Annotated in this window: 20 protein-coding genes and 2 pseudogenes; 8 read left to right on the top strand and 14 right to left on the bottom strand. The window is 54.5% G+C overall.

Annotated features, from left to right (window positions below):
- Window positions 1-183: 183 nt before the first annotated feature.
- Window positions 184-756 carry a hypothetical protein gene (locus ALB80_RS18880; RefSeq protein WP_157054263.1) on the top strand — a complete coding sequence of 191 codons (573 nt, stop codon included), beginning with the start codon at window positions 184-186 and terminating at the stop codon, window positions 754-756.
- Window positions 757-962: 206 nt separating this feature from the next.
- Here the strand turns inward: ALB80_RS18880 and ALB80_RS18875 are convergent.
- The 3 genes and pseudogenes from ALB80_RS18875 to ALB80_RS18870 all read right to left on the bottom strand — a co-directional run.
- Window positions 963-1,772 (bottom strand): annotated as a pseudogene (locus tag ALB80_RS18875) (transposase); the annotation flags it as partial.
- 32 nt (window positions 1,773-1,804) lie between these two features.
- Window positions 1,805-1,870, bottom strand: a pseudogene (locus tag ALB80_RS22935) (hypothetical protein); the annotation flags it as partial.
- Window positions 1,871-2,386: 516 nt separating this feature from the next.
- Window positions 2,387-3,091, bottom strand: a complete 705-nt coding sequence (locus tag ALB80_RS18870; RefSeq protein WP_050605655.1) for a YafY family protein — start codon at window positions 3,089-3,091, stop codon at window positions 2,387-2,389.
- A gap of 106 nt (window positions 3,092-3,197) precedes the next feature.
- On the opposite strand from ALB80_RS18870, the gene ALB80_RS18865 reads away from it, so the two are divergent.
- Complete coding sequence (locus ALB80_RS18865; RefSeq protein ID WP_050605654.1) at window positions 3,198-3,635, top strand: VOC family protein; 438 nt, start codon at window positions 3,198-3,200, stop codon at window positions 3,633-3,635.
- Window positions 3,636-3,675: 40 nt separating this feature from the next.
- Window positions 3,676-4,032, top strand: coding sequence for a VOC family protein (locus tag ALB80_RS18860; RefSeq protein ID WP_050605653.1), 357 nt, complete (start codon window positions 3,676-3,678; stop codon window positions 4,030-4,032).
- Between the two features lie 310 nt (window positions 4,033-4,342).
- Here the strand turns inward: ALB80_RS18860 and trpS are convergent, their stop codons facing one another.
- Together trpS and ALB80_RS18850 are read right to left on the bottom strand one after the other, a co-directional pair.
- Window positions 4,343-5,344, bottom strand: a complete 1,002-nt coding sequence (trpS, locus tag ALB80_RS18855) for a tryptophan--tRNA ligase (protein WP_050605737.1) — start codon at window positions 5,342-5,344, stop codon at window positions 4,343-4,345.
- Window positions 5,345-5,730: 386 nt separating this feature from the next.
- The gene (locus ALB80_RS18850; protein WP_050605652.1) at window positions 5,731-6,147 is read right to left on the bottom strand and encodes a hypothetical protein; all 417 of its coding nucleotides are present in this window, start codon (window positions 6,145-6,147) and stop codon (window positions 5,731-5,733) included.
- Window positions 6,148-6,638: 491 nt separating this feature from the next.
- Between ALB80_RS18850 and ALB80_RS18845 the strand changes: the two genes are divergently transcribed.
- Entirely contained in the window at window positions 6,639-6,953 is a 315-nt protein-coding gene (locus ALB80_RS18845; protein WP_050605651.1) for a hypothetical protein, read from the top strand.
- Between the two features lie 488 nt (window positions 6,954-7,441).
- Here the strand turns inward: ALB80_RS18845 and ALB80_RS18840 are convergent, their stop codons facing one another.
- Window positions 7,442-8,008 (bottom strand): hypothetical protein, encoded by a 567-nt coding sequence (locus ALB80_RS18840; RefSeq protein ID WP_157054260.1) that lies wholly within the window; start codon window positions 8,006-8,008, stop codon window positions 7,442-7,444.
- A gap of 449 nt (window positions 8,009-8,457) precedes the next feature.
- On the opposite strand from ALB80_RS18840, the gene ALB80_RS18835 reads away from it, so the two are divergent.
- A complete protein-coding gene (locus ALB80_RS18835) occupies window positions 8,458-9,273 on the top strand; it encodes a hypothetical protein (RefSeq protein WP_050605649.1) in 816 nt (271 codons plus the stop codon).
- Here the strand turns inward: ALB80_RS18835 and ALB80_RS22265 are convergent.
- The 4 genes from ALB80_RS22265 to ALB80_RS22930 all read right to left on the bottom strand — a co-directional run bounded on the left by ALB80_RS22265 (window position 9,212) and on the right by ALB80_RS22930 (window position 11,633).
- Window positions 9,212-9,661: a hypothetical protein gene (locus ALB80_RS22265; RefSeq protein ID WP_157054259.1), complete on the bottom strand. Its 450-nt coding sequence runs from the start codon at window positions 9,659-9,661 to the stop codon at window positions 9,212-9,214. The genes ALB80_RS18835 and ALB80_RS22265 overlap by 62 nt on opposite strands.
- Window positions 9,662-9,761: 100 nt before the next feature.
- A complete protein-coding gene (locus ALB80_RS18825; protein ID WP_157054258.1) occupies window positions 9,762-10,262 on the bottom strand; it encodes a hypothetical protein in 501 nt (166 codons plus the stop codon).
- Between the two features lie 354 nt (window positions 10,263-10,616).
- On the bottom strand, window positions 10,617-11,345 hold the full coding sequence (locus ALB80_RS18820; protein WP_050605646.1) for an exonuclease domain-containing protein: 729 nt from the start codon (window positions 11,343-11,345) through the stop codon (window positions 10,617-10,619).
- 36 nt (window positions 11,346-11,381) lie between these two features.
- Complete coding sequence (locus tag ALB80_RS22930; protein WP_050605645.1) at window positions 11,382-11,633, bottom strand: helix-turn-helix transcriptional regulator; 252 nt, start codon at window positions 11,631-11,633, stop codon at window positions 11,382-11,384.
- An 817-nt stretch (window positions 11,634-12,450) separates the two neighbouring features.
- Here ALB80_RS22930 and ALB80_RS18805 point away from each other — a divergent pair.
- Window positions 12,451-12,696 (top strand): hypothetical protein, encoded by a 246-nt coding sequence (locus ALB80_RS18805; RefSeq protein WP_050605643.1) that lies wholly within the window; start codon window positions 12,451-12,453, stop codon window positions 12,694-12,696.
- A 154-nt stretch (window positions 12,697-12,850) separates the two neighbouring features.
- Here the strand turns inward: ALB80_RS18805 and ALB80_RS22535 are convergent, their stop codons facing one another.
- The 4 genes from ALB80_RS22535 to ALB80_RS18785 all read right to left on the bottom strand — a co-directional run bounded on the left by ALB80_RS22535 (window position 12,851) and on the right by ALB80_RS18785 (window position 16,908).
- Window positions 12,851-13,000 carry a WGR domain-containing protein gene (locus tag ALB80_RS22535; protein ID WP_216597693.1) on the bottom strand — a complete coding sequence of 50 codons (150 nt, stop codon included), beginning with the start codon at window positions 12,998-13,000 and terminating at the stop codon, window positions 12,851-12,853.
- A 332-nt stretch (window positions 13,001-13,332) separates the two neighbouring features.
- The gene (locus tag ALB80_RS18795; protein WP_050605642.1) at window positions 13,333-13,614 is read right to left on the bottom strand and encodes an HlyU family transcriptional regulator; all 282 of its coding nucleotides are present in this window, start codon (window positions 13,612-13,614) and stop codon (window positions 13,333-13,335) included.
- A gap of 254 nt (window positions 13,615-13,868) precedes the next feature.
- Window positions 13,869-15,362, bottom strand: coding sequence for a DUF1254 domain-containing protein (locus ALB80_RS18790; RefSeq protein ID WP_050605641.1), 1,494 nt, complete (start codon window positions 15,360-15,362; stop codon window positions 13,869-13,871).
- A gap of 34 nt (window positions 15,363-15,396) precedes the next feature.
- Window positions 15,397-16,908: a DUF1214 domain-containing protein gene (locus ALB80_RS18785; RefSeq protein ID WP_216597692.1), complete on the bottom strand. Its 1,512-nt coding sequence runs from the start codon at window positions 16,906-16,908 to the stop codon at window positions 15,397-15,399.
- Window positions 16,909-17,004: 96 nt separating this feature from the next.
- On the opposite strand from ALB80_RS18785, the gene ALB80_RS18780 reads away from it, so the two are divergent.
- Window positions 17,005-17,820: an AraC family transcriptional regulator ligand-binding domain-containing protein gene (locus tag ALB80_RS18780; RefSeq protein WP_157054257.1), complete on the top strand. Its 816-nt coding sequence runs from the start codon at window positions 17,005-17,007 to the stop codon at window positions 17,818-17,820.
- On the top strand, window positions 17,757-18,026 hold the full coding sequence (locus ALB80_RS22925) for a helix-turn-helix transcriptional regulator (protein ID WP_083445363.1): 270 nt from the start codon (window positions 17,757-17,759) through the stop codon (window positions 18,024-18,026). The genes ALB80_RS18780 and ALB80_RS22925 overlap by 64 nt, the downstream gene beginning before the upstream one ends.
- Window positions 18,027-18,896 lie beyond the last annotated feature (870 nt).

Here is an 18,896-nt window from a genome sequence, read left to right as displayed (position 1 = left end):
AAGCTAGCGCACATTTTGGTGCAGGCTTTCGTGCGGTCAATAACCGGTCGTATTTTGGTCAACATATTGGGGCACTTTAAGTGTATAGATTTAGTAGGCAAAACGGATTGCCCGCGAGGCGCTTCGGGCGAATTTCAAAACGGATGATGGAAAACGTGACGATGGTCAATCGCGACACAATAAATGCACCCGGTCTATGGATGTTGTAGAGAGAAAAGTATGTTTTCCAAATACAAAACTAATGCGACCCCAGAAGTCTTTGGCCCACCCACTGATCCCAAGGAAACGGCGAAGCTAAAGAGACTTTCGGACCGATTGGGCTATCATATGCAGCGGGTTTTCGTGACCGCCCGCCAACCGGAAGGTTGGATCGCAGCCTATGCGACGATGTCGTCCACTGACTGGCCCAAAGTCTTTCCCAAACCGCTCGCCTTCGATGACATGGTGCACTCTATTGAGTTGATGATTGAAGCTTTTGAACCCGAAGCGCCCAACAAGGACGAAGACGAACAGGTTCGAAGCCTTGCGGATCAGCTCGTAGATGAGGATTATGAAATAGACTACATCTTTGTTGCACATCGCAAAAAAGGCTACGAGATAAAATTGGTTAAATATGATTGTTCACATGTCGCTGAGTGGTCAGAGCTGTCCTTTGAAAATGCAATAAAATGTCTCTCAGCGCTCCGGCCAGAGATCAGCTTGCCGGATTTTGACGATACCTATATCGGAACCGGTCGAGATTACGGCCGTTTCTGAGCAAAATCGCTTTTGGTCACCCAAAGCACCCATGAAAAAGCCGACGATTGCGCGCATTCACGCATAATGCCGCATGTGGTGCTTTGGGTTGGCAGCTGTCATTCAGTGAAGTCTACCAAACATCTACACTGCGGAGATAGTGTTGAAAAAGTCGGTGTTTTGGCGGGCTTGATGTTGATCATGAAGCAGGCCAGCCGCGTTTCCCTTCACGCAGGCGCTGGTGTTGGCACCAATTTGGCCAGTTTGCGGAGGTTTTGGGCGGTTGCTGCTAGTTGGAACTGTTCTGTTGCACCTTTGGGTCCGCGAAGCCGCATCATCCGCAGGCCGATGTATCTTTTGAGGTGCGCAAATAGCATCTCGACCTTTCGTCGCTGGATAAACGAGGTCATGTAGGCGTCTGTCTTGCGGATATCGCGGGCGACATCGCGCGCGGCTTCATGAACCGAGCGGAGCAAATTTCGCGCGGGTTGGGTTGGGCAGCACATCGGCTTCAAGGGGCATGCGTCGCAATCCAGTTTGGATGCGCGGTATTTGATGAACCCGTCTTTTCCGCCGTTCGCAACACGCGGCTTTGAGAACTTCCTTCGGTACGTCTGAAGCGATTGGCCTCCTGGGCAAGAGTAGCTATCGGTCGCTGGATCATATGCAAAATCCTCACGTGAGAATGTTCCGTCGGTTCGTTTGGATTTGTCCCAGACCGGAATGTGGGGTTCAATTTGACGATCCTCCACCAGCCAGCCCAACATCTCGGCTGATCCATAGCCTGTATCACCCACAAGCTTATCGGGTTTGATCCCAAACCGATCCTGCACCCGGTCAATCATGTCCCTTGCGGCCCGCGCTTCAGCGGGCCTGATCGGGGCCGTCGGTTCGACATCCACGATGATCGCATTGTCCAAATCCACCAAGTAGTTGGTAGAATAGGCAAAGTATGCGGCACCTCCATCCGCTCCTGTCCAACGAGCAGCGGGATCGACCGGCGAGATGTATTTGGGGGACCAAGGTGTTGTGATACCGCCCCTTGGCGCATTAAGAGTGCTTCTTGGATTTCAAGTACTGATTTTTCACCCTGGGTTAAGAGACAAAGTATCTCAAACCTTCCCTCGAGGGACATCGCCTTTAAAATGCGACAGGCATCAGCAGTATTGCTTTCGGTCTCAGCACCCATAGTTCGCATCCTTACTGCGAGCGGCAAACCTTTGCTCGACTAAAACAGGAATTTGCAGCAGATTCCTTCAGATGTCTATGTTGGCCGCTATTCACCTCATCAGGGATTTCGCGACAGATGGCGCTCTTATCTAAGACAGGATGTGTCGCAAACTAAGAGGTCCAATGGACGAACATGCGTGATTTGACGTTTGTTCCCCTGTCTTTGCCCCCTAAAATTGGGCCACTACTTTGGCCGAGACGGGGGAACAAGAGATGGCGCGGCGAGCATCCACTGTCCGCACCGTTCCCCGGAAGACGCCATTGAGGAGCCGAACGGGCTCTCTCCTGACCTCCGAGGCGGCGTGGAATTCACGAAAATTCTGACCCTCGAAGCTGCAAGGGCGGCCCAAACCTGCCGTTACTTAAGCAGCGCTCCTCTGATCTGCAGCTTCACCAAAGCGGCCTTTCGGCAAGCCCTGTCTTATGCCCCTTCTTCATAGCGCTTTCGTTCTGCATCCATTGCATTACGCCACTCCGCGCGAAGCAGGTCCATTCGCCGAGGAATACTGTCTTCGAGGACCTCCGCCTCAATGATCCGTTCTGTCCGAAAGTAACGAAAGCCTTCTCGCATCTCGCACCATGCGGCGATGATGCGGCTGGTGTCCCGATAACCCAGCAGTATCGGCCAGATCACACGAAGGGTCTTTTGGCCCGAGTTGTCCGAATACTTCAAGGCTATCTTCTTGCGGCACCGAATGGCCAGACGAATGACCGCGGCGCCGAGTACTTCATCCGGTTGAGCGACGGGCGCGACGCTGACAGCTGGCTGCAGAAATGACGTCCGGTACTTGTCAGGTGCGACAGCTTTCAGCTTGGTGATCAGCTTCTCAGCCGCCAGCGCAAGCTCGGGTTCGCCTCGGGTCTGGACCCACAGCACACCAAGCGTAACGGCCTCGATCTCGTCCGGGGTCAGCATCAGTGGTGGCATATGAAAGCCGGGCTCCAATACATAGCCGACCCCGGCCTCGCCATTGATTGGCACGCCCTGAGCGATCAACGCAGCAATATCGCGATACACCGTGCGTTTCGTCACGCCCAGTTCTTCACCAATGGACTGGGCTGAGATCGGGCCTTTGACACGTCTCAGGATCTCTATGACTTCAAATAGCCTGTCGCCGCGTCTCATGTGACCTCCTTTCTACGAAACAGAACATACTGACACCATGCTGACAACACGCTGTCAGCATAGGCGCGGTACAAGCAGGAAGGGCATCAACAAAGGAGATCAGAATATGAGACGTTTCATTGCTCTAACTCTCACCGCGGTTCTGCCAACAGCACTCGTTGCGGAGTCGTCTCAGCAGCGGGGAACTGCGCCGATCATGGCCATGGGCGCCTACGTAACGACCGACGACATGGAGGAATCGGAGGCCTTCTACCGCGCCCTATTCGATAGTGACCCGACAATCGGTTTACCTGAATTCGTGGCGTTTAACGTGGCAGGTGGCTGGTTCGCAATCGTTTCACGGGACAAGTACGCCCCAGGGTCCGAGGCAGGCTCGGGCGCAGTTCCCTACCTGCAATCCACCGATCTGGAGGTCTTGCACGCCCGCGCCACCTCTGCCGGTGTGACCGCGCCGGAAATCATCGAAGAGCCGGGTATCCACCTGCTCAAGATCACCGACCCCAACGGTCAGCTAATCGAGTTCTTCAGACTGACCGGTCAGTGACGCTCACAATACTCAGCACAAACTAAAAGGAAATCGCACCATGCAAATGAACTACTTCGTCGTCGGCACCAACGACATGGCTGCCGCAACACACTTTTACGACCAGCTTTTTGGTCAAACGGGTGTGGATCGCGTCTCGCCCACCGACAGAATGACATACTGGCTTGGACCTGGCTTTGCCTTTGCAGTCGCCATCCCGTTCGACGAAAACCCTGCCACCAATGGAAACGGAACCATGGTCGGCTTCAGCGTCGGGTCGGCTGAGGAGGTCGAAAGGCTGCACGCATTGGCCATCGAACTTGGTGGCACGAGCGAAGGCGAACCGAACCAACGTGGACCGCGCTTCTCGGCTTACGTCAGGGATCTGGACAGCAACAAGATTTGCCTCTCCGCTTGAGGCAGATCGCAAACGCATTTTCGAATTGAAGGGAGAAGGTTTTGAAACTCTTCCTTTTGGGGCGGGAATGAAGCGCATGGGCGCTGTGTTTGCGGGCGAGATGACATACGATGGATCACCGTTCCGGAAGTATCGCCTTAAAACAAATGCCCCTTGATCCGGCCCATTCCGGCCATTGGCCGAAGTTGCACTGCTCTGCAATGCGGTACAACAGAACCGAAATTCGCTGTAGTTGCATGAATTGATGACGGGCGAAGGTCGGGAGCGCGGGCGAAACGGGCCCGCATCCGGCTTGCCCGCCTTTGCTCACCTACAATTGGAACAGACCCAAGGCACTAACCACATCCCGCCTTGTCGCCTCGGTGCGCTCTCGCGCCCGTTCCGTACCTTCTTTGATCACATCAAGTATGTATCCCCGGTCCTCGGAGAGCTGTGCCCTACGCTTGCGAATTGGGGCGATGAGCTCCTGAAGGATAGCTTCCAGACGTGCCTTGATCTTGCTATCGCCAAGACCGCCTCTCTGATACTGTGCCTTGAGCTCGGCAAGCCCGTCCTGGTCCGGATCGAAGGCGTCGAGATAGGTAAAGACGACATTGCCCTCGATGCAGCCCGGGTCTTCGACACGCAGGTGGTTCGGATCGGTGAACATCGCCCTGACAGCATTTCGGATCTCCTCGGTCGACGCGGACAGAGCAATGGCGTTGCCACCGGATTTCGACATCTTGGCCTTGCCGTCGATACCGGGCAACCGGCCCTCCCTGGGGATGATCGCCCGCGCCTCGGGCAACACGGCGCAGCCTGCGGTTGCGTTGATGCGCCGCACGATCTCGTTCGTTTGCTCGATCAGTGGGGCCTGATCCTCGCCAACCGGCACGACTGTCGCCTTGAAGGCCGTGATGTCCGCCGCCTGTGCCGCCGGATAGCACAGAAATCCGGCGGGAATATCCCGTCCGAACCTGCGCACACGAATTTCGTCCTTGATCGTCGGGTTCCGTTCGAGCCGCGCGACCGTAACGAAGTTCAGGTAGAGCATCGACAGCTCCGCCAACGCCGGCAGATGCGATTGGAGGCAAATGGTGGTGCGACAGGGATCAATGCCCACGGCCAAATAATCCAGCGCGACCTCCATCACGCTGCGCCGTACCTTCTGCGGGTCATGGGCGTTGTCTGTCAGGGCTTGGGTATCCGCCAACAGCAGAAATTGTTCATGGCTGTCCTGATAGCGCAGCCGGTTTGCCAGCGAGCCTGCATAGTGCCCGATGTGAAGCGGCCCCGTGGTGCGGTCACCTGTCAGAATGGTTGGTCTGTTCATTTGCGTCTTCTCATGAAACGGGAGGCGGCGCATCGGGAAGCTCGGAAAACAAAAGACCGCCCATGCGGCGGCCTCGGAATACGTTTGGTCATCCGGCCACCCTGTCAGGAGGCCAGCCACCAAGTCATTGCGATGATCGAAGTGTTTTCCATGGAACACTGGTTATCGTCTGCAAGATTACTCGTCAATCAAATGGTGGAGAGGGTTCATAGCTGCCTCTCTCCTTGGCACGACATTGGACCGAAGGAATCTGACTTTCGACAGTGAAAACTGGAGAATTCAGCAGTGCCCTGCAGGATCGGTGTTGTGACGCAAAGGCCAAATCCGTCTGACGACCGACACCACTGACGGATCAAGGAAGGGGCGACACCGCCGCCCCTCTATGTTCACGTGCGCAGCGATACTGACAGACGGTCGGCCCGCAAATGAAGGTTCACTTCATAAAGCGCGGCATACAGTGCCGCGACTGCCTCCCGCGCGGTTTCGAATTGCTGGCCCAGATCCGAAAGATGCGTGACCTCGTAACCACCACCGGACATGCAATGCTCATCCGCTACGTATCCCGACTGTGTCTCAGCTGCGGCAGCGTCGTGCAGCATCCTCATCAGTAATCCGACATCTTCTATCACATTTAAAGCGATCAGTTCGCTGTCTTCGGATTCGAAGAAACGTTCCGCGACCGCGTGCAGCATCTCCGGACAATCGGAACCCGAAGTTATATCAAACACAGCATTCTTGGCGGTGTCTGTAGCGTTTAGCGCTGTATAAAGCGCCTTATGAAGGGGATCTTCGAAAACGCTCATTGACCGACCTCCACTGCGCTGGCGATGCACTGGAGCAGACCGGTTTCGGTCTTGGGGGAATAGAACATAGTGTTCTCCCTTTATTGCCTGGGGCGGGATGCCACAGGTCCAAGTGCAACCGCTCCTCGAATGCGGTTGGGGTTGTAGGTTTCGAATTGAAAAAGCCGTTGCCTTTGGCGTTGCGGCTCTCAACCAAAAGAGCTGCAACGCCACATGGGAACGCTCGGCAGGTCATGATCAGGCAATTATTGAAGCGGTCTATGATCGGCGGGATCGTCCCCCGCACATTGGGTTCACAGGCCCTGCAAGAGGCCAGCAGGTGCGACCCGCATCCTATCCGGAGCGGTGTAACATCATCGCTGAAATCGGGTTAAATTTTCGCGACAGGGGTTTCGTTCTCGCACGCGCACCGATTTTCTTGTACCCGGGCATTTCCGCCGTTTTTTAGTTCAGGTCTTCCGCCGATGATCTTCACAAGGGTATTCACGTGTATGTCGCTGTTGGGGCCGCTTTCCGGTGCGGCCCTGGCCGACGACATGAACGCCCTGACATGGACCGAGCAGAAATGCGTCCTTTATCAACGTGCCTGGGATTGGGCTTATGCCAGTGTCGATCCCAATGGCATTGGTGAAGAGTTCATCGCGGACAATACCGCATTTGTTTCATCAGGCTGCACCGGGAACATCGCCGTCTGCCCCCGAAGCGCCGCTGAACGTGAAATGGCCAACATGCTGACGGTGATGACAATGAGCGAAGGTATGGCAAGCACGTTTGTCCCGTTCGCATGCCCGGACAGGCTGGAGTAGGTTTCGGCGCAGCGGCGGTGAAGGGGTGGAGGCGACAACAGGACCTGCCGCCTCCCGCCCGGGCGGGGATGGGTGTTTGCCCAGACGTTGGAAAATGTCCGTAAGGCCCTCTGCCCGTCAGAAAAAGAAGGGACAAAACACAGACGAGGATAGCGGTGTAAAATGGCCACAAGCCGCGTGACCCTTGCCGGTTGCAAAGTGGAGGTGGTTTCGAGCAGATCCACCTCCACCAGCCGGGGTCACCGCGCGTAGCCCACTCACCTAACCACGCACGCGACGACGACCTCTCGCCACCCGGACAACCGACCCGGTCGCCCTACTCAGGCTGCACCAGCGTGCCATCAGACCAAATGAGTCGTCAACGGCAGGTGGCTGCAGAGCTTGGCGGCCATTCCAATCCTGACCCAAGGGTTTGCACCCCGCCCCTGTCCACGGAGGGATCACGATACCCTCAAGCGGCCGCTCCCTTGGAGCCGTCGCGCTCGCGGCTATCCCCACACATAGGCAACTTCAACAATGATACGCTTTCCAGGACCACGATTGCGGCCACGGCAATCGTGGGCGTCATCACCCCCGCCTGATGTCAGGCCCCCACCGCTTCGGAAACAGGGCAATCCGGCGTCTTTCAGGTTTTCCAGAGAAGAAATACGCCGCCTCGCGTTGAAAAAGTCCTGCTGCTCTACATCCCGCTTGAGGTCTTCAATAATGCTGGAAACCAACACCCCTGTGTCTTCTGACCTGAGAAAGCGCGCACTCAGATCTTCATTTATGCCACCCAGCTTTCGGAAGAGGCAGGACAATGTCTTGTTCCAGCCCTTGCCTGTCTCCACCCATTCTGCACGATAGTCCTGGTTCTGAATATCCGCCCGGTCGAAACGCTCGGAGCAGACGCCAAGAACTTCCAACCTCGGATATTCACTGTCTCCGAGCTCGACACGAACCCCGTATTCCGCCATGTCTACAAGCGCGTCGAAGTCTTCCGGCTCACATGCGAAGCCCGCGGCCAGTTCCGCTTCGTCCAGCAGGATCGATTTGTTTATATAGTGCTCGCTCATCAGGTTGCCCTTTTGTTGTTTTTGGGACGCCGCCCGGTTTCCGCACCCGCCCGATCCCCTTGATCGCCCAGTGCGAACATAAGGTTCGGTCGGTCTCGGGTTTTGCAAAGCCGGTTTGGCGGGTTTTTTTGAAAAAGATTTCATGCGTCAGGAATCCTACCCTCTGAACCCCGACCCACCTCTCCAGGATGCGGCGCGCAGTAGCGTGAGGCAAGTACTCAACACTGTTCCAATAACACAGATGTGACACATCGAAGATCGTGAAACGGGTGGAAGCCGACGCTGCCAATTTTCCCGGATCCGTCTACCCTGCCCTCTTCACCAGATTTCTCGGGTCAGCGATTTCACAATTCGCGAACTTGTTCCCACGTTGCTTCCACAGCAGCCTTGCCCGATCCGCTTTGCCTGGATTTGGAGGCTCGTTTTACGCATCAACACAAGAGACCCCTATGACCCCTTCCAAAGACACCGAACTGACCAACCTCATCCAGCAGGCGCAAAACGGCCACGCCATGCTTTGCTATTCGTGGGACGGCCTCCCGAGATCATCATCTGCTCGGACACAACAATTGCAATGGCGCACCATGCTGATGCAGCTCTTTGCCGAGTGGCCGGACACCAACACATCCATCCGGGCCGTCTCCTACGTGTTTACGGATGCACCATTTGAGCTGAGCCGCTTCGTGTTTGACGCCGTGGTTGTCTGGACTGGCGCGCGCTTTCTGCGGATCGAGGCAGACGACCTGCCAATTAGTTTTCGATCAATGCTGAAGGACTTCGAAAACTGTATGCAAGGCGCGTTGTCGTGCAGCACGGGCGACGCCGTTCAGAGAATGTCTCAGCTCTACCACCACCAGCTCTTGACGGGACAAGCCTACCTGACGTCAGAGACCCTGACCGTGATGAACATCAACGGCAAAACCATGACATCGGAACGTGAACTAACGCCCAACTTACCTTACGCGGTCACCGTGTTAATGACCGGGACGTTGGATGAGATTTCCGAATGCGACCCCGAGACGATTGCTCCGGGCGGCGCCTTTGATATTCCGAATTGGACGACATCCGAGCAGCAATACAGCCGGGTGTCCGAGAGCCACTGCAAAAGCCATCTTCCTGACCGCCCGCGTCCAACTGCGGAGGACATCAGGGATTATTGTGACCTTGTCCGAAACCGCAAAGCTGTGTCGATGAACAGGCAGGTTACCAGCTATCTCCAGAATTCAATGGGTGCGCACATGGTTTCAGGATTTCCCACATCCTGACCTTCTCATGCGCCGTCGCCCGATCCTTGCGGAGCGGAATGTCCATGACATCCCTGCCCTCCCAAATAATCGCAACGCCAATTCGGGGCAGCGCGTCCTTCACGAAGGCCTTCACGGTGGCTCGGGCGTCCAGGTCCTCGTGAAACACCGAGAATGAGCAAATCGTATCGAGCCTTCCACTATAGTGCTGCCCGAACAGGACCACGGCATCGAACGTGTCTTTGACTATATCGTGCAGAATCCGAAGTTTTTCTGCACGCGCCTCGGTCATTTGGCGGTCGCGCTCGATCAGATCTTCTACTCCTTTCCTGTAGCTTTCATCTCCGCCAGCATCCGCACGATTATTGGGCGCGCACCCATCTGTTTGAGTCTCTTTGCTTTTCTTCATTTCTTGTTCCTGTTGAGTGTGTGCAGGCGTTAGCCGGAACACCCGAGTGAGGACTTGAGTTGGCTCCCTTGGTGCCCACCACGTTCCGGGAAGCCTGACATCAGGCGGCGGCAGAACCCGCATTGTGCCGTACGGGCCGACGACCGAGAAACGAGCGGCGGCCATTGTGCACCTGTGGTTTCGGGTGGATACCCAGTCGCTCCTGAACACGAGACACCGGTTTCAAACGGCTGTAACATGTCATCAGTTGCTGGACCTTGCTTGGTAGCAACCGACCAACCTTGGCCGTCCCCAGGGATCGGTTCTGCTTGAACCGCGTATCATTCATCGAAACGCGAATGCGGCGATCCACCTGGAACCGGGTTGCCCGATGGAGGCCCGCCGCCGACCAATCCGATTGCATATTCAGGATCACAGCGTGTCTTCGATCAAGATTGAGATGCAGGTTCGTTGTCCCATAAGCGACAACAACCTCGTTCAGATCGGTATCTTCAGCGACAATCAGGCAGACGCGGGTCTTCGCGCCGCCATCGCAAAAGGGAAAATCAAACGCGACAAGATCACCAGTGGAGAAACGTTCGCGGGCGGGAGTGTTGGGCATGATGGCTTCCTTCTTGTGTTGAAGGCAACCAGATTTCATTGAACCTCGATCGGCTCATTTTGTCCGGGTGCCATCGCAGACACGCGGACCAAATGAGAGCGACGAGGGACAATTTATCACCCGTTTGAGTTCGTGCAGAAAGCACAGGTCAGTGACGCAGTTTCAATTTAAAAAAAGTTAGTGAGAAATCGGCGTCGCTTAGACACTCGGGGCGGTTTCAGTTTCTCTGAGCTTTCGATGTTCCAGCAACTCATTCATTCAAGCGGGCAAAGCCCCATGAGAATTGCGTCCGCTTTGAAAGCGATCAACAAACCCTGTCCACGCGGCGGGAGATGGTAAGCTACGAACCGCGTCTCATACTCCGGTTTCCTCATCGCCACCTTCCCAAAGGTGCAAGTCCTCGTCGGACATCGGGGCCAGAAAATCCGGCGATGCCGTCTTCGGCAATCCGGATCGGAAGGCATACGCTAAATCGGCTGCATCCGCACCGGCGCGATGGGTCGTGCTTCGATTGGTCTTGGTCTTATACACCCGGCCAATTCGACCAGGCGCGAGAACGCCCTCTTCCCGCGAAAACGCAATCCACGCAATCCGGTCGAAGGCCTGGATCTCCGGTTTCACGGGCTCGTTGACTGTACTTAACAGCCGGTCGAGCCAACGCTGATCGAACTCGGGGCAATCACTCACAAGAATGTGGTCTCCAACACGCTCAATCAGCCAGTGCGCAACCTCATCGGCGGGCATCGCAGTCTCCAGTTCGGAGAAGGGAATGTTGTGCACAGCAGCGCTTTTGTCCGACCAATCGTCGAGGGGCCAGGTTCCGTGTGGCTGGACCAGTTTACTCTCGACCACCACGCGCCGCTCTTTGAGTTGCGCGATACCCACTTCGATCGGCCAGCTCTCCGGGCTCAGGGACGAGGCCTCAAAATCGATGAAGATGAGGCTTTTCGACCCGGCAGGCTTCCCTTCTGCGTCAACCCCAACACCCAGGCCAAGTGCCCGGCGTCTTGCAAAGAAAGATTCCTCTTCCGTCCCTGGTTTCGCCATCTTTTCCATGAATTTTTCGGCGTGCAAATCAGACATGGGGTACAACCCTGTAACCTTTGAACATGATCACCACTATCGGCACACGGCCATAAAGCGCGTCACGGTCGACCTTTCCGGAAAGCTCCCTGATGGTGCCTCCAGGCCATCAATGTCAGCCAGCGACAGACCAGAGCGCTCCGCCACCTGCTCTCGTGTCATCCCGGCTGTCTTGCGCGCTGCGCGACATGTAAGCGCCAGGTTTCTCTTGGGTGCATTCCGGTCGAGGTGATCCTTCAGACCGGGACGGAGTTCCGTAAGTTTCTCAATCAATTCATCAGGCCTCATTTGTGAACCTCCCGCAGAATGAATGTACCAAAGTCAATGACTTACGGCAATATCTCCGGGACAGGTTTGCTCCGGATGAGACAGTCAAAGATCGGCTGATCGAACTTTTTCAAAAAAGTTCAACAAACCCGCTTTGACGCTTTCAATTTGTTCCCAGGTCATTCTCACACCGGGAGACATTCCCTCAATCAAACACAAAAGACAAAGGCTTCGATATGATCCCATACACAGAAAAACCCGGAGACGATTTCGGTGTGATGAATTTTGTTCTTCGGGCACTCTACGCCACCGGTCGCTTGACAGGGCCCCAACCTGAGGCGAGCGATCCGCCATTTGCCACACGCAATAACCTACTCGGATTATACATCGACGAGCGCCCCAACGGCTGGGTCGCAAACATCACCTTCAAGCATGTACCTCCAGGAATGCCCAACTGCGTCGGAACACCAGAGCGCACGCCGTTTCCTGACAGACGCACCGCCTTCCTGGCCGGCGCGGCGCTTGTTTGCGAAATCGCCACCGGCTCCCGCGAGCTGCCATTCCTTATTGTCGGTGACCGATTAGTCTACACGGCATACCGAGCATAACGTGTACGAAGTCTGGGGTGTTCCCGGTATCTAGCCGGGTCCACCTCGCCATCCATGCAGATCACGTGTCGGCTGGCTCGGGATTTGCATGGGGGTAAAGTCGCATCGCGCTTTCTCGCTTCGAACAGAACGTCAAGCGCCCATCTTCGCAGGTTCCCCTCAAGCTAAGCTCCACAATTGACCCCGGAATTCCGATCGTGCCTACTGTGCGGATTGAGGAGAACTGATGCATGCAAGAACCAGTAATTCGTGAACTGCTGGGCCGGATGCTGGCCCATCGTTTGCTCATTGAACGATTGATTTACCGCCTTCGAGAAGTCGATGATTTCCAATCCATGGAACTGGAATCTGACTTGAGAAAGATCGAAGCGGATATTGAAGCATACAATTTGCCAGAGGGAATTTCCGAAGCCTGTCAGGACGAGCTGGAAAATCTTGGTGATCATGTCCATTCTGGCCGGGTGGCCAAAGAATAGATCTCTCAACCGGGTTGAGAGATGAAAGATCTACGATCGCTGGCGGGTGGTACTAACCGCCGACGGGAACCTACCCTCGACGGAGCTTTTGTGTCTCAAGTTCTCGGAGCGCTTCACTAGCCTGAGCTTCGTCATCATACGTCACCCTCATAGCTTACCCGTTTGTGCCAATACGCCCCCAGGTCCGAAGGACAGACACTTCACCAAACAGCGTCGGTTGCAGTTCAATTCCATAGAACCGTGCCATGTTGACGTCAGGATCCACGTGGATCAGGTGGACAGGTGTGGCTGCAGTCAGCTCCATGCCATTACTATCCTTTGCTACAGTCCTTCTGCCCAATGACTTTGAGAGATCAATTCCTCAAAAAGGATTCAGAACCTGAATGCCCCTTGATGTCGACTTTACCAACCCACCGCATATTCACTTCTGAAATTTTCGATAAATACATTCGATTAGATACGCGACACTCGCCGGCCGAGCTTCCCACTTGGTTAACCGATGCGTTCATCGGAAAACTGTCCGATCCTCAGGATCGGATCCAAACCGTTTTGTCAGACTTGCACGCTTGGACCAAGTCAGGGGTGGCGCGCAAGAAGCCACTCATGGCATCCACCGATCGCCCAACGGATATCAACTTACTGGATTCCGGAGCTGAAGAGGCGTTCGCCCTGTTCGTCAATTACCTGCTTCGCCTTGGCGATACTGAAGCTTTCGGCCTGATCCCGGCTTTCAAACACATCCGCCCGGACCACCGAATGGGTCTTACGATCTCCGTCGATGGTCTTTTCGATACGGGCCAGCAAACGGTATTTGCCGCCCTCGGGCATCAGGTCAGGGAAAATCTCGAACCCTTTGTACAAGACTGGCTCCGGTTCAGACTCTTCGCCGCCACCGAAGAGTTTGGAGAAGAGGGACATGGGGCGCCTCCTTTCAATGTTGCTCGGACCGGAGATTAACGCCGCCAAGAACTGGGGTGAAGCGGGTCGTGAGATTAGATCACCGTCCGTCGACCCGAAAGTGCGCTCCGCGCATGAACTGAAGGTCCCGATCCACGGCGAAAGCCCGGTCCTCCGCACCACTCTCCCTTGTACGGAACGGCCCAAAACGGACACCGAAGAAAATGCCAGACGACGCCAAAAAGTAGCGTCGCCCGATAGTCGCAGCTGTCGCTTTATTCTACCAGTTCCAGATCACCAGGACGCCAGGCCTTGTCGAACCAAGGCTCGAGCGGTCCGTAGAGGCGCATCATCACGTTGAAGCTTTGCCCGGGCATGGTTTGCGCCCAGTTGTTCTCCCAACCTTCTGGGGCTTCCGGGCCAAAATAGATGCTGGTACTCCCATCCTCATTCGGCTTTATCCCCGGTCGATTAGAGTCGATACCACCGGATTGCTGGTCAGTTTCAAGGATCGACCGTGTCTGTCCGCTATACAACATAAACGACGCAAAGTTTTTCGCGGGAACGGGTGCCGGGAGAGTTACCTTGTAGGTTTTTGAGCCATCCAGGTACTGTCCGTTGTTGTCTCGCGCCGTCATCGCATAGACAGACCCCGTACCGACCGGTGGCGAGGTCATTGCAGGCGTTATGCCCGTCGCCATATAGAAAAAGTATGAACGGTCATCGAGTATGCGTGCACCGTCCTCAAGAAACAGATAGCTCTGACGTTGAAACGGTGAGTTCCATTGCCGGTCTTCAAAAAAGAAAACTCCCGGATCGCGCGAGGCATACGTAATCGCTCGTGCCGTGGCGTTTGCTATCGCTGCTGCCTCCTTGAAAATGGTCTGCATACGGGCATCGGGTTCGAAGGGCTCGCCCTTCCTGATCCCTATGGAAGCAAACGTTCCTACAATTTCCGGACTGAACGCACCAATTGGATTGTTTTCGAGCGCGACGTGGATCTCTTCAAAGAAGTCTTCGTTGTTCGCGTGAACAGTGTTGTGTTGAACACCGGAGATATTCAGGAAAGTTTCCGCGGGAGGATTGTCCGCTTCACTAAGCGGATAGATATTCAGACCCGCCTTGATCTCGGCAACAGGGCCAGCCGTATCTTCGTCTGCGTCTGGCGAGCGTCTTAGCAACAACCAGTGCTCATATGTCTTTGTGCGTAGTTCGAAGTAGCCCTCGGGCACCGGCGTTTCATCGTCGTTGTGCAAAAGTAGATACTTGCCACCTTCTCCTTTATCCGCGCCAAGCGCCCCGATATCCGTCACATAGTCAAACGCGGCGTCATCAAGCAACCCAAGCAGGCCTGCCGGAACCTCAATCACCATCGGGCCATCCGAGATATCGACATTCGAACCAATGTAGATTGTGGTTGTATTGGGCGTCAGCCAGATGGACCGCGCATCCAGCAGGTCTTCTGCAATCACGACGTCATTGGGATTGACGCCCAAGTCTTCGTATCCCTGAAACATAGCCCGAAGCGAAGCGATCTTCATGCCGTCCAGGAAAGCCGTCGTTGCTCTGATCAGATCAAGGTTGTCGAAGACTTTCGCCACCGTCTCAGGTGATGGCATGCCATCGAAGAATTCCAGATCACCAAGCGTCTGGGTCTCGACCTTGTCCGGTGTAAGAACATTCTCAGGCACGTCGGCTTTGAATTCTTGGGCTGAAGAATGCGATGCGAGTACCAGGGCAGTCAGCACAGCTAACGACTTTGTTTTCATTGTTCGCTTCATTGGGAATTTCTGTTTGTTTTGATCAGTTTACTTTTTCTAGATCGCCCAGCATCCAGCCACTCTCCAGCCATTCGTCTTGCGGCCCATATAGACGGAACAAAAGGAAGTACGGCTCTGTGGTTGGTATCCAGTTGCTTTCCTTTCCGTCCGGAGCCTCTGGGCCAAAATAAATGTCGTAGGAGCCGTCTTCATTAGCCTGCATCGCATCGGTGTCGCGCTCGGACAAACCGACAGGATCAACATTCCGAATGAAGCTCTTGGTCTCCATCGAATAAACAATCACGGACCAGAAATCGTCGGCAGGTGTGTCCGCTGGGACGTTCATTCTATAGGTCTGATTGTGATCGTACATTTCTCCGTCGCTGTCGCGAAGGCCCGTCAGATAAAATGTACCTCCGCCCAGTTGTTTCGGCAGGTATGTAATCCAGAAATAACTGCCGCCCGCACGTGCATCCACAAGGACTTCGGTCTCAGTCTCATACGGGAAACCAGCCTCCGGTTGACCTTCGGCGAAGTCCCAAATCAGCCACTGGCTCCTCATCTCGCCGCTATCGTCGACCCAAAGTGGGATCATGGCTTTCCCAGGCGTCACAAAGTAATTCTGCATCGAGGCATATGCGAGTAGCAAGCCCTCGTTCATTGCCTGCATCTGAAGTTCACTTGGCTCGAAAGGCTTTCCCTTCTCGATCCCGAGATCTTTCAGAAAATTCACCATAACCTTGTCTTGTGGACGTATCGGGTTGTTTTGAACGTAATCGTTCAAGTCCTGAAAAAAGGTCTCGTTGTAGTAAGGAAGCGAGTCGTACGGCACTTCTGACGCTTCGAGATAGTTGTTGGGCGGTGGATTGTCGGCCTCAGACAGGTAGTACACTTTGATCGTCTGAGCGTAGTCGGCCGCATCGGCGTCCGTTCCGCCATTCGTCAGTTTTGGCCGGAACGAAAAACCATACTCGTAGGTATCTGTTTCAAAGGGAAGGTATCCCGCCTCAGTTAATTCCTCTAGGGACATATCCCCTTCGTAGCCTGGGGGTAGCATGAGGTACTTGCCGCCGGCACCTTCATCGAAACCATCGGGACCAACGTCCACGATAGGAACATCCCAAGCATTCACGATTGTACCGAAGTAGTTCACCTTGTCGGTAGCTGCGGGCACTTCAATGACAAGGGGACCGGGTTCGGAGGTCATTGAAGCCCAAGCATAGGCCGTAACATCGTTAGCCGTAAGAAACCCATGTTTGGAATCGAATGGCTTGTTGAGATAAATGATGTCGTTGTAGTCGCCACCGAGGTCGCGGCGAATGCCCTTCAGAAAATCGATCATACCAGCGGCGGGCATTCCCCAGATGGCCGTCTGAGTGGCGCGCTGCACCATGATCTTGTACTCGATGTCCTCGACCTCGGCTGATCGAGCAAGGATGTCGCCCGTGTCGTTGAAGGACTGGGAGAAAACTGGTGAAGCAGAAATACCTGCGCCGAGCACCATTCCCCAAAAATGCATCGAAAAACCGCCGTGTAATGGCCGAAGTATTTTCATATTGTAATGCTCCCTGCTGTTTAGGGAAAGCTTGCACATCCGTTCAGCCGATGCGTATCATTTCACGACACGCGGGCGAACAAGCGGGTTGACGGATTGAACTTACCACCGATGATTTCGGCCAAGGCCTTGGGCGCGATGCCCCAGTTTGTGCTTGAGGCCGCTGGGGAAAGGCGCCTGTTGCGTGCTTTTGAATCGGCCGATCTTCCTGTTCACTTCCTTGAGGAAAGAGGCGGTTACATCTCGGAGCATGCCTTGGCGACCTTTGTGCACGAAGCCGCACGATCCGCGGGACAACAAAACATCGGATTGCTGTGGTCACCGTATCTTACCGTTGCTGATTACGGCGCCTGGGGGAGTTACGTTCTTTCTGCTCCAACGCTGGGGGCGGCGCTAAAACGAGCTTCTGCCGTCATGCCATTTCATTCGTCCACGGATCGCGCGTGGCTTGAAACTTCGGGCAATAGCGCGCGTTACTGTTATCGTTTTGGACTTCGCTGGCATTTCGCGTATCCGGACATCGGTTTCTCGGCCGTTGGGGTTTTTCTGAGCATATTCCGCGCGTATTTAGGAAACGACTGGAAGCCATCGGCCGTGCTCTTGGACTTCCCGAAGGTTCCTGGATTTGTCGAGGCAGAAGACACCTACGCTTGTCCTGTAATCTGGAACGCCACCCGGCTTGGGGTTGAGTTTGATGCATCGACTTTGCGAGCCGAAGCCACGCCCAAAAAACTTAGCGGCGGCTCGACAACTGTCGGAGATATTTCTCGTGAACGATTGGGCGGCCCCCCCAAACACTTCGAGGACAAGTCGAAGAGGTGGTTTGGCAACAACTTCATCGGGAGGAAATGTCGATTGATGCCACCGCGCGTTCGCTCGATCTTGGCGTTCGCACACTACAACGGAAGTTAGCAAGCGAAGGGGTTCGTTTTCGCGAAATCGTCAACGATGTTAGGGTAGCAAGGGCCGAGGAACTCCTCACAGATACGCGCGAGACAGTCTCCGGTATCTCCTCCATGCTAGGATATGAAACCGCAAACAACTTCAGCCGCGCATTCAGGAAGGTGACGGGGCTGACGCCCTCTGACTATCGCAAGATGAACTCCAGTCATACTTGAATGGTCGTCTGCAAAAGCAAGCCGTTGGCGTCTGCATTGCTCACAAATTTAAGTTAAGGTTGGATGCGACGAGTAACCGCGTCCAGCCCGAGTAGGGCGGGAAGCTAACCTAGTTCGATCACTTTTTACGTTTTCTTTTAGGATCCAGAAACAGTGTGCGTTGGAACAATGACAAAGTTACAGAGTATTTGCTTGCGGAGGTGGTTTTATCAGATGCCCCGCGTCGATTACCCTGGGATAGGATCAACGCGGGGCTGTAGGAAAGTGCTAGGTAATCAAAATGATGCCCGCACTCACTACGGGAAGCATTCTGATATTTCGATGCTTGATTTATTTATGTATCCAATTTGAATATTTGATAGTTCCAACTGCTTCAAAAGTCAGAGCGTGCAATGCGAACACCCCTCGAGGTAGAGAGCTTTGATCGCGAGTTTCCCGAGCACCTTCTCAAAATTGGTTAGTGGCTTATATCTGTTGGTCCATTTTTTGGATCTATTCCAAGCAGTTACTTAAAAAGAACCCACGTGATGAATAATACTTCTGTACATGCATAGACGAGCATATGTAGTTCTGTTTTCGGCGCAGCCTTTAGTCTTTTCCAGACACGAACCAAAGAAATTAACGAAAAAACCCACGGTCGTTAAAGGGATGGAAGACGACCGTGGGTAGCAGTTAGGGGTATGATGTGTACGAAACCATCATGAATTTGGATCAAAACTCCCACAAAAGCTTTGTATTTTGAAAGAAGAGCTTACGAGTTTTTTCAGGCTATAGGCGTTCACTGACGCTCCCCTGTGCTTTTCGAGGAGCTGTTTGCGGAAAACGCTTTCACACTTGAAATGAATTCACATCGCGATATTTGACTGCGTT

It is taken from the genome of Ruegeria sp. 6PALISEP08, from assembly GCF_001238295.1.
Classification (GTDB): domain Bacteria; phylum Pseudomonadota; class Alphaproteobacteria; order Rhodobacterales; family Rhodobacteraceae; genus Ruegeria.
This window is presented reverse-complemented; position numbering and strand designations above follow the sequence as displayed.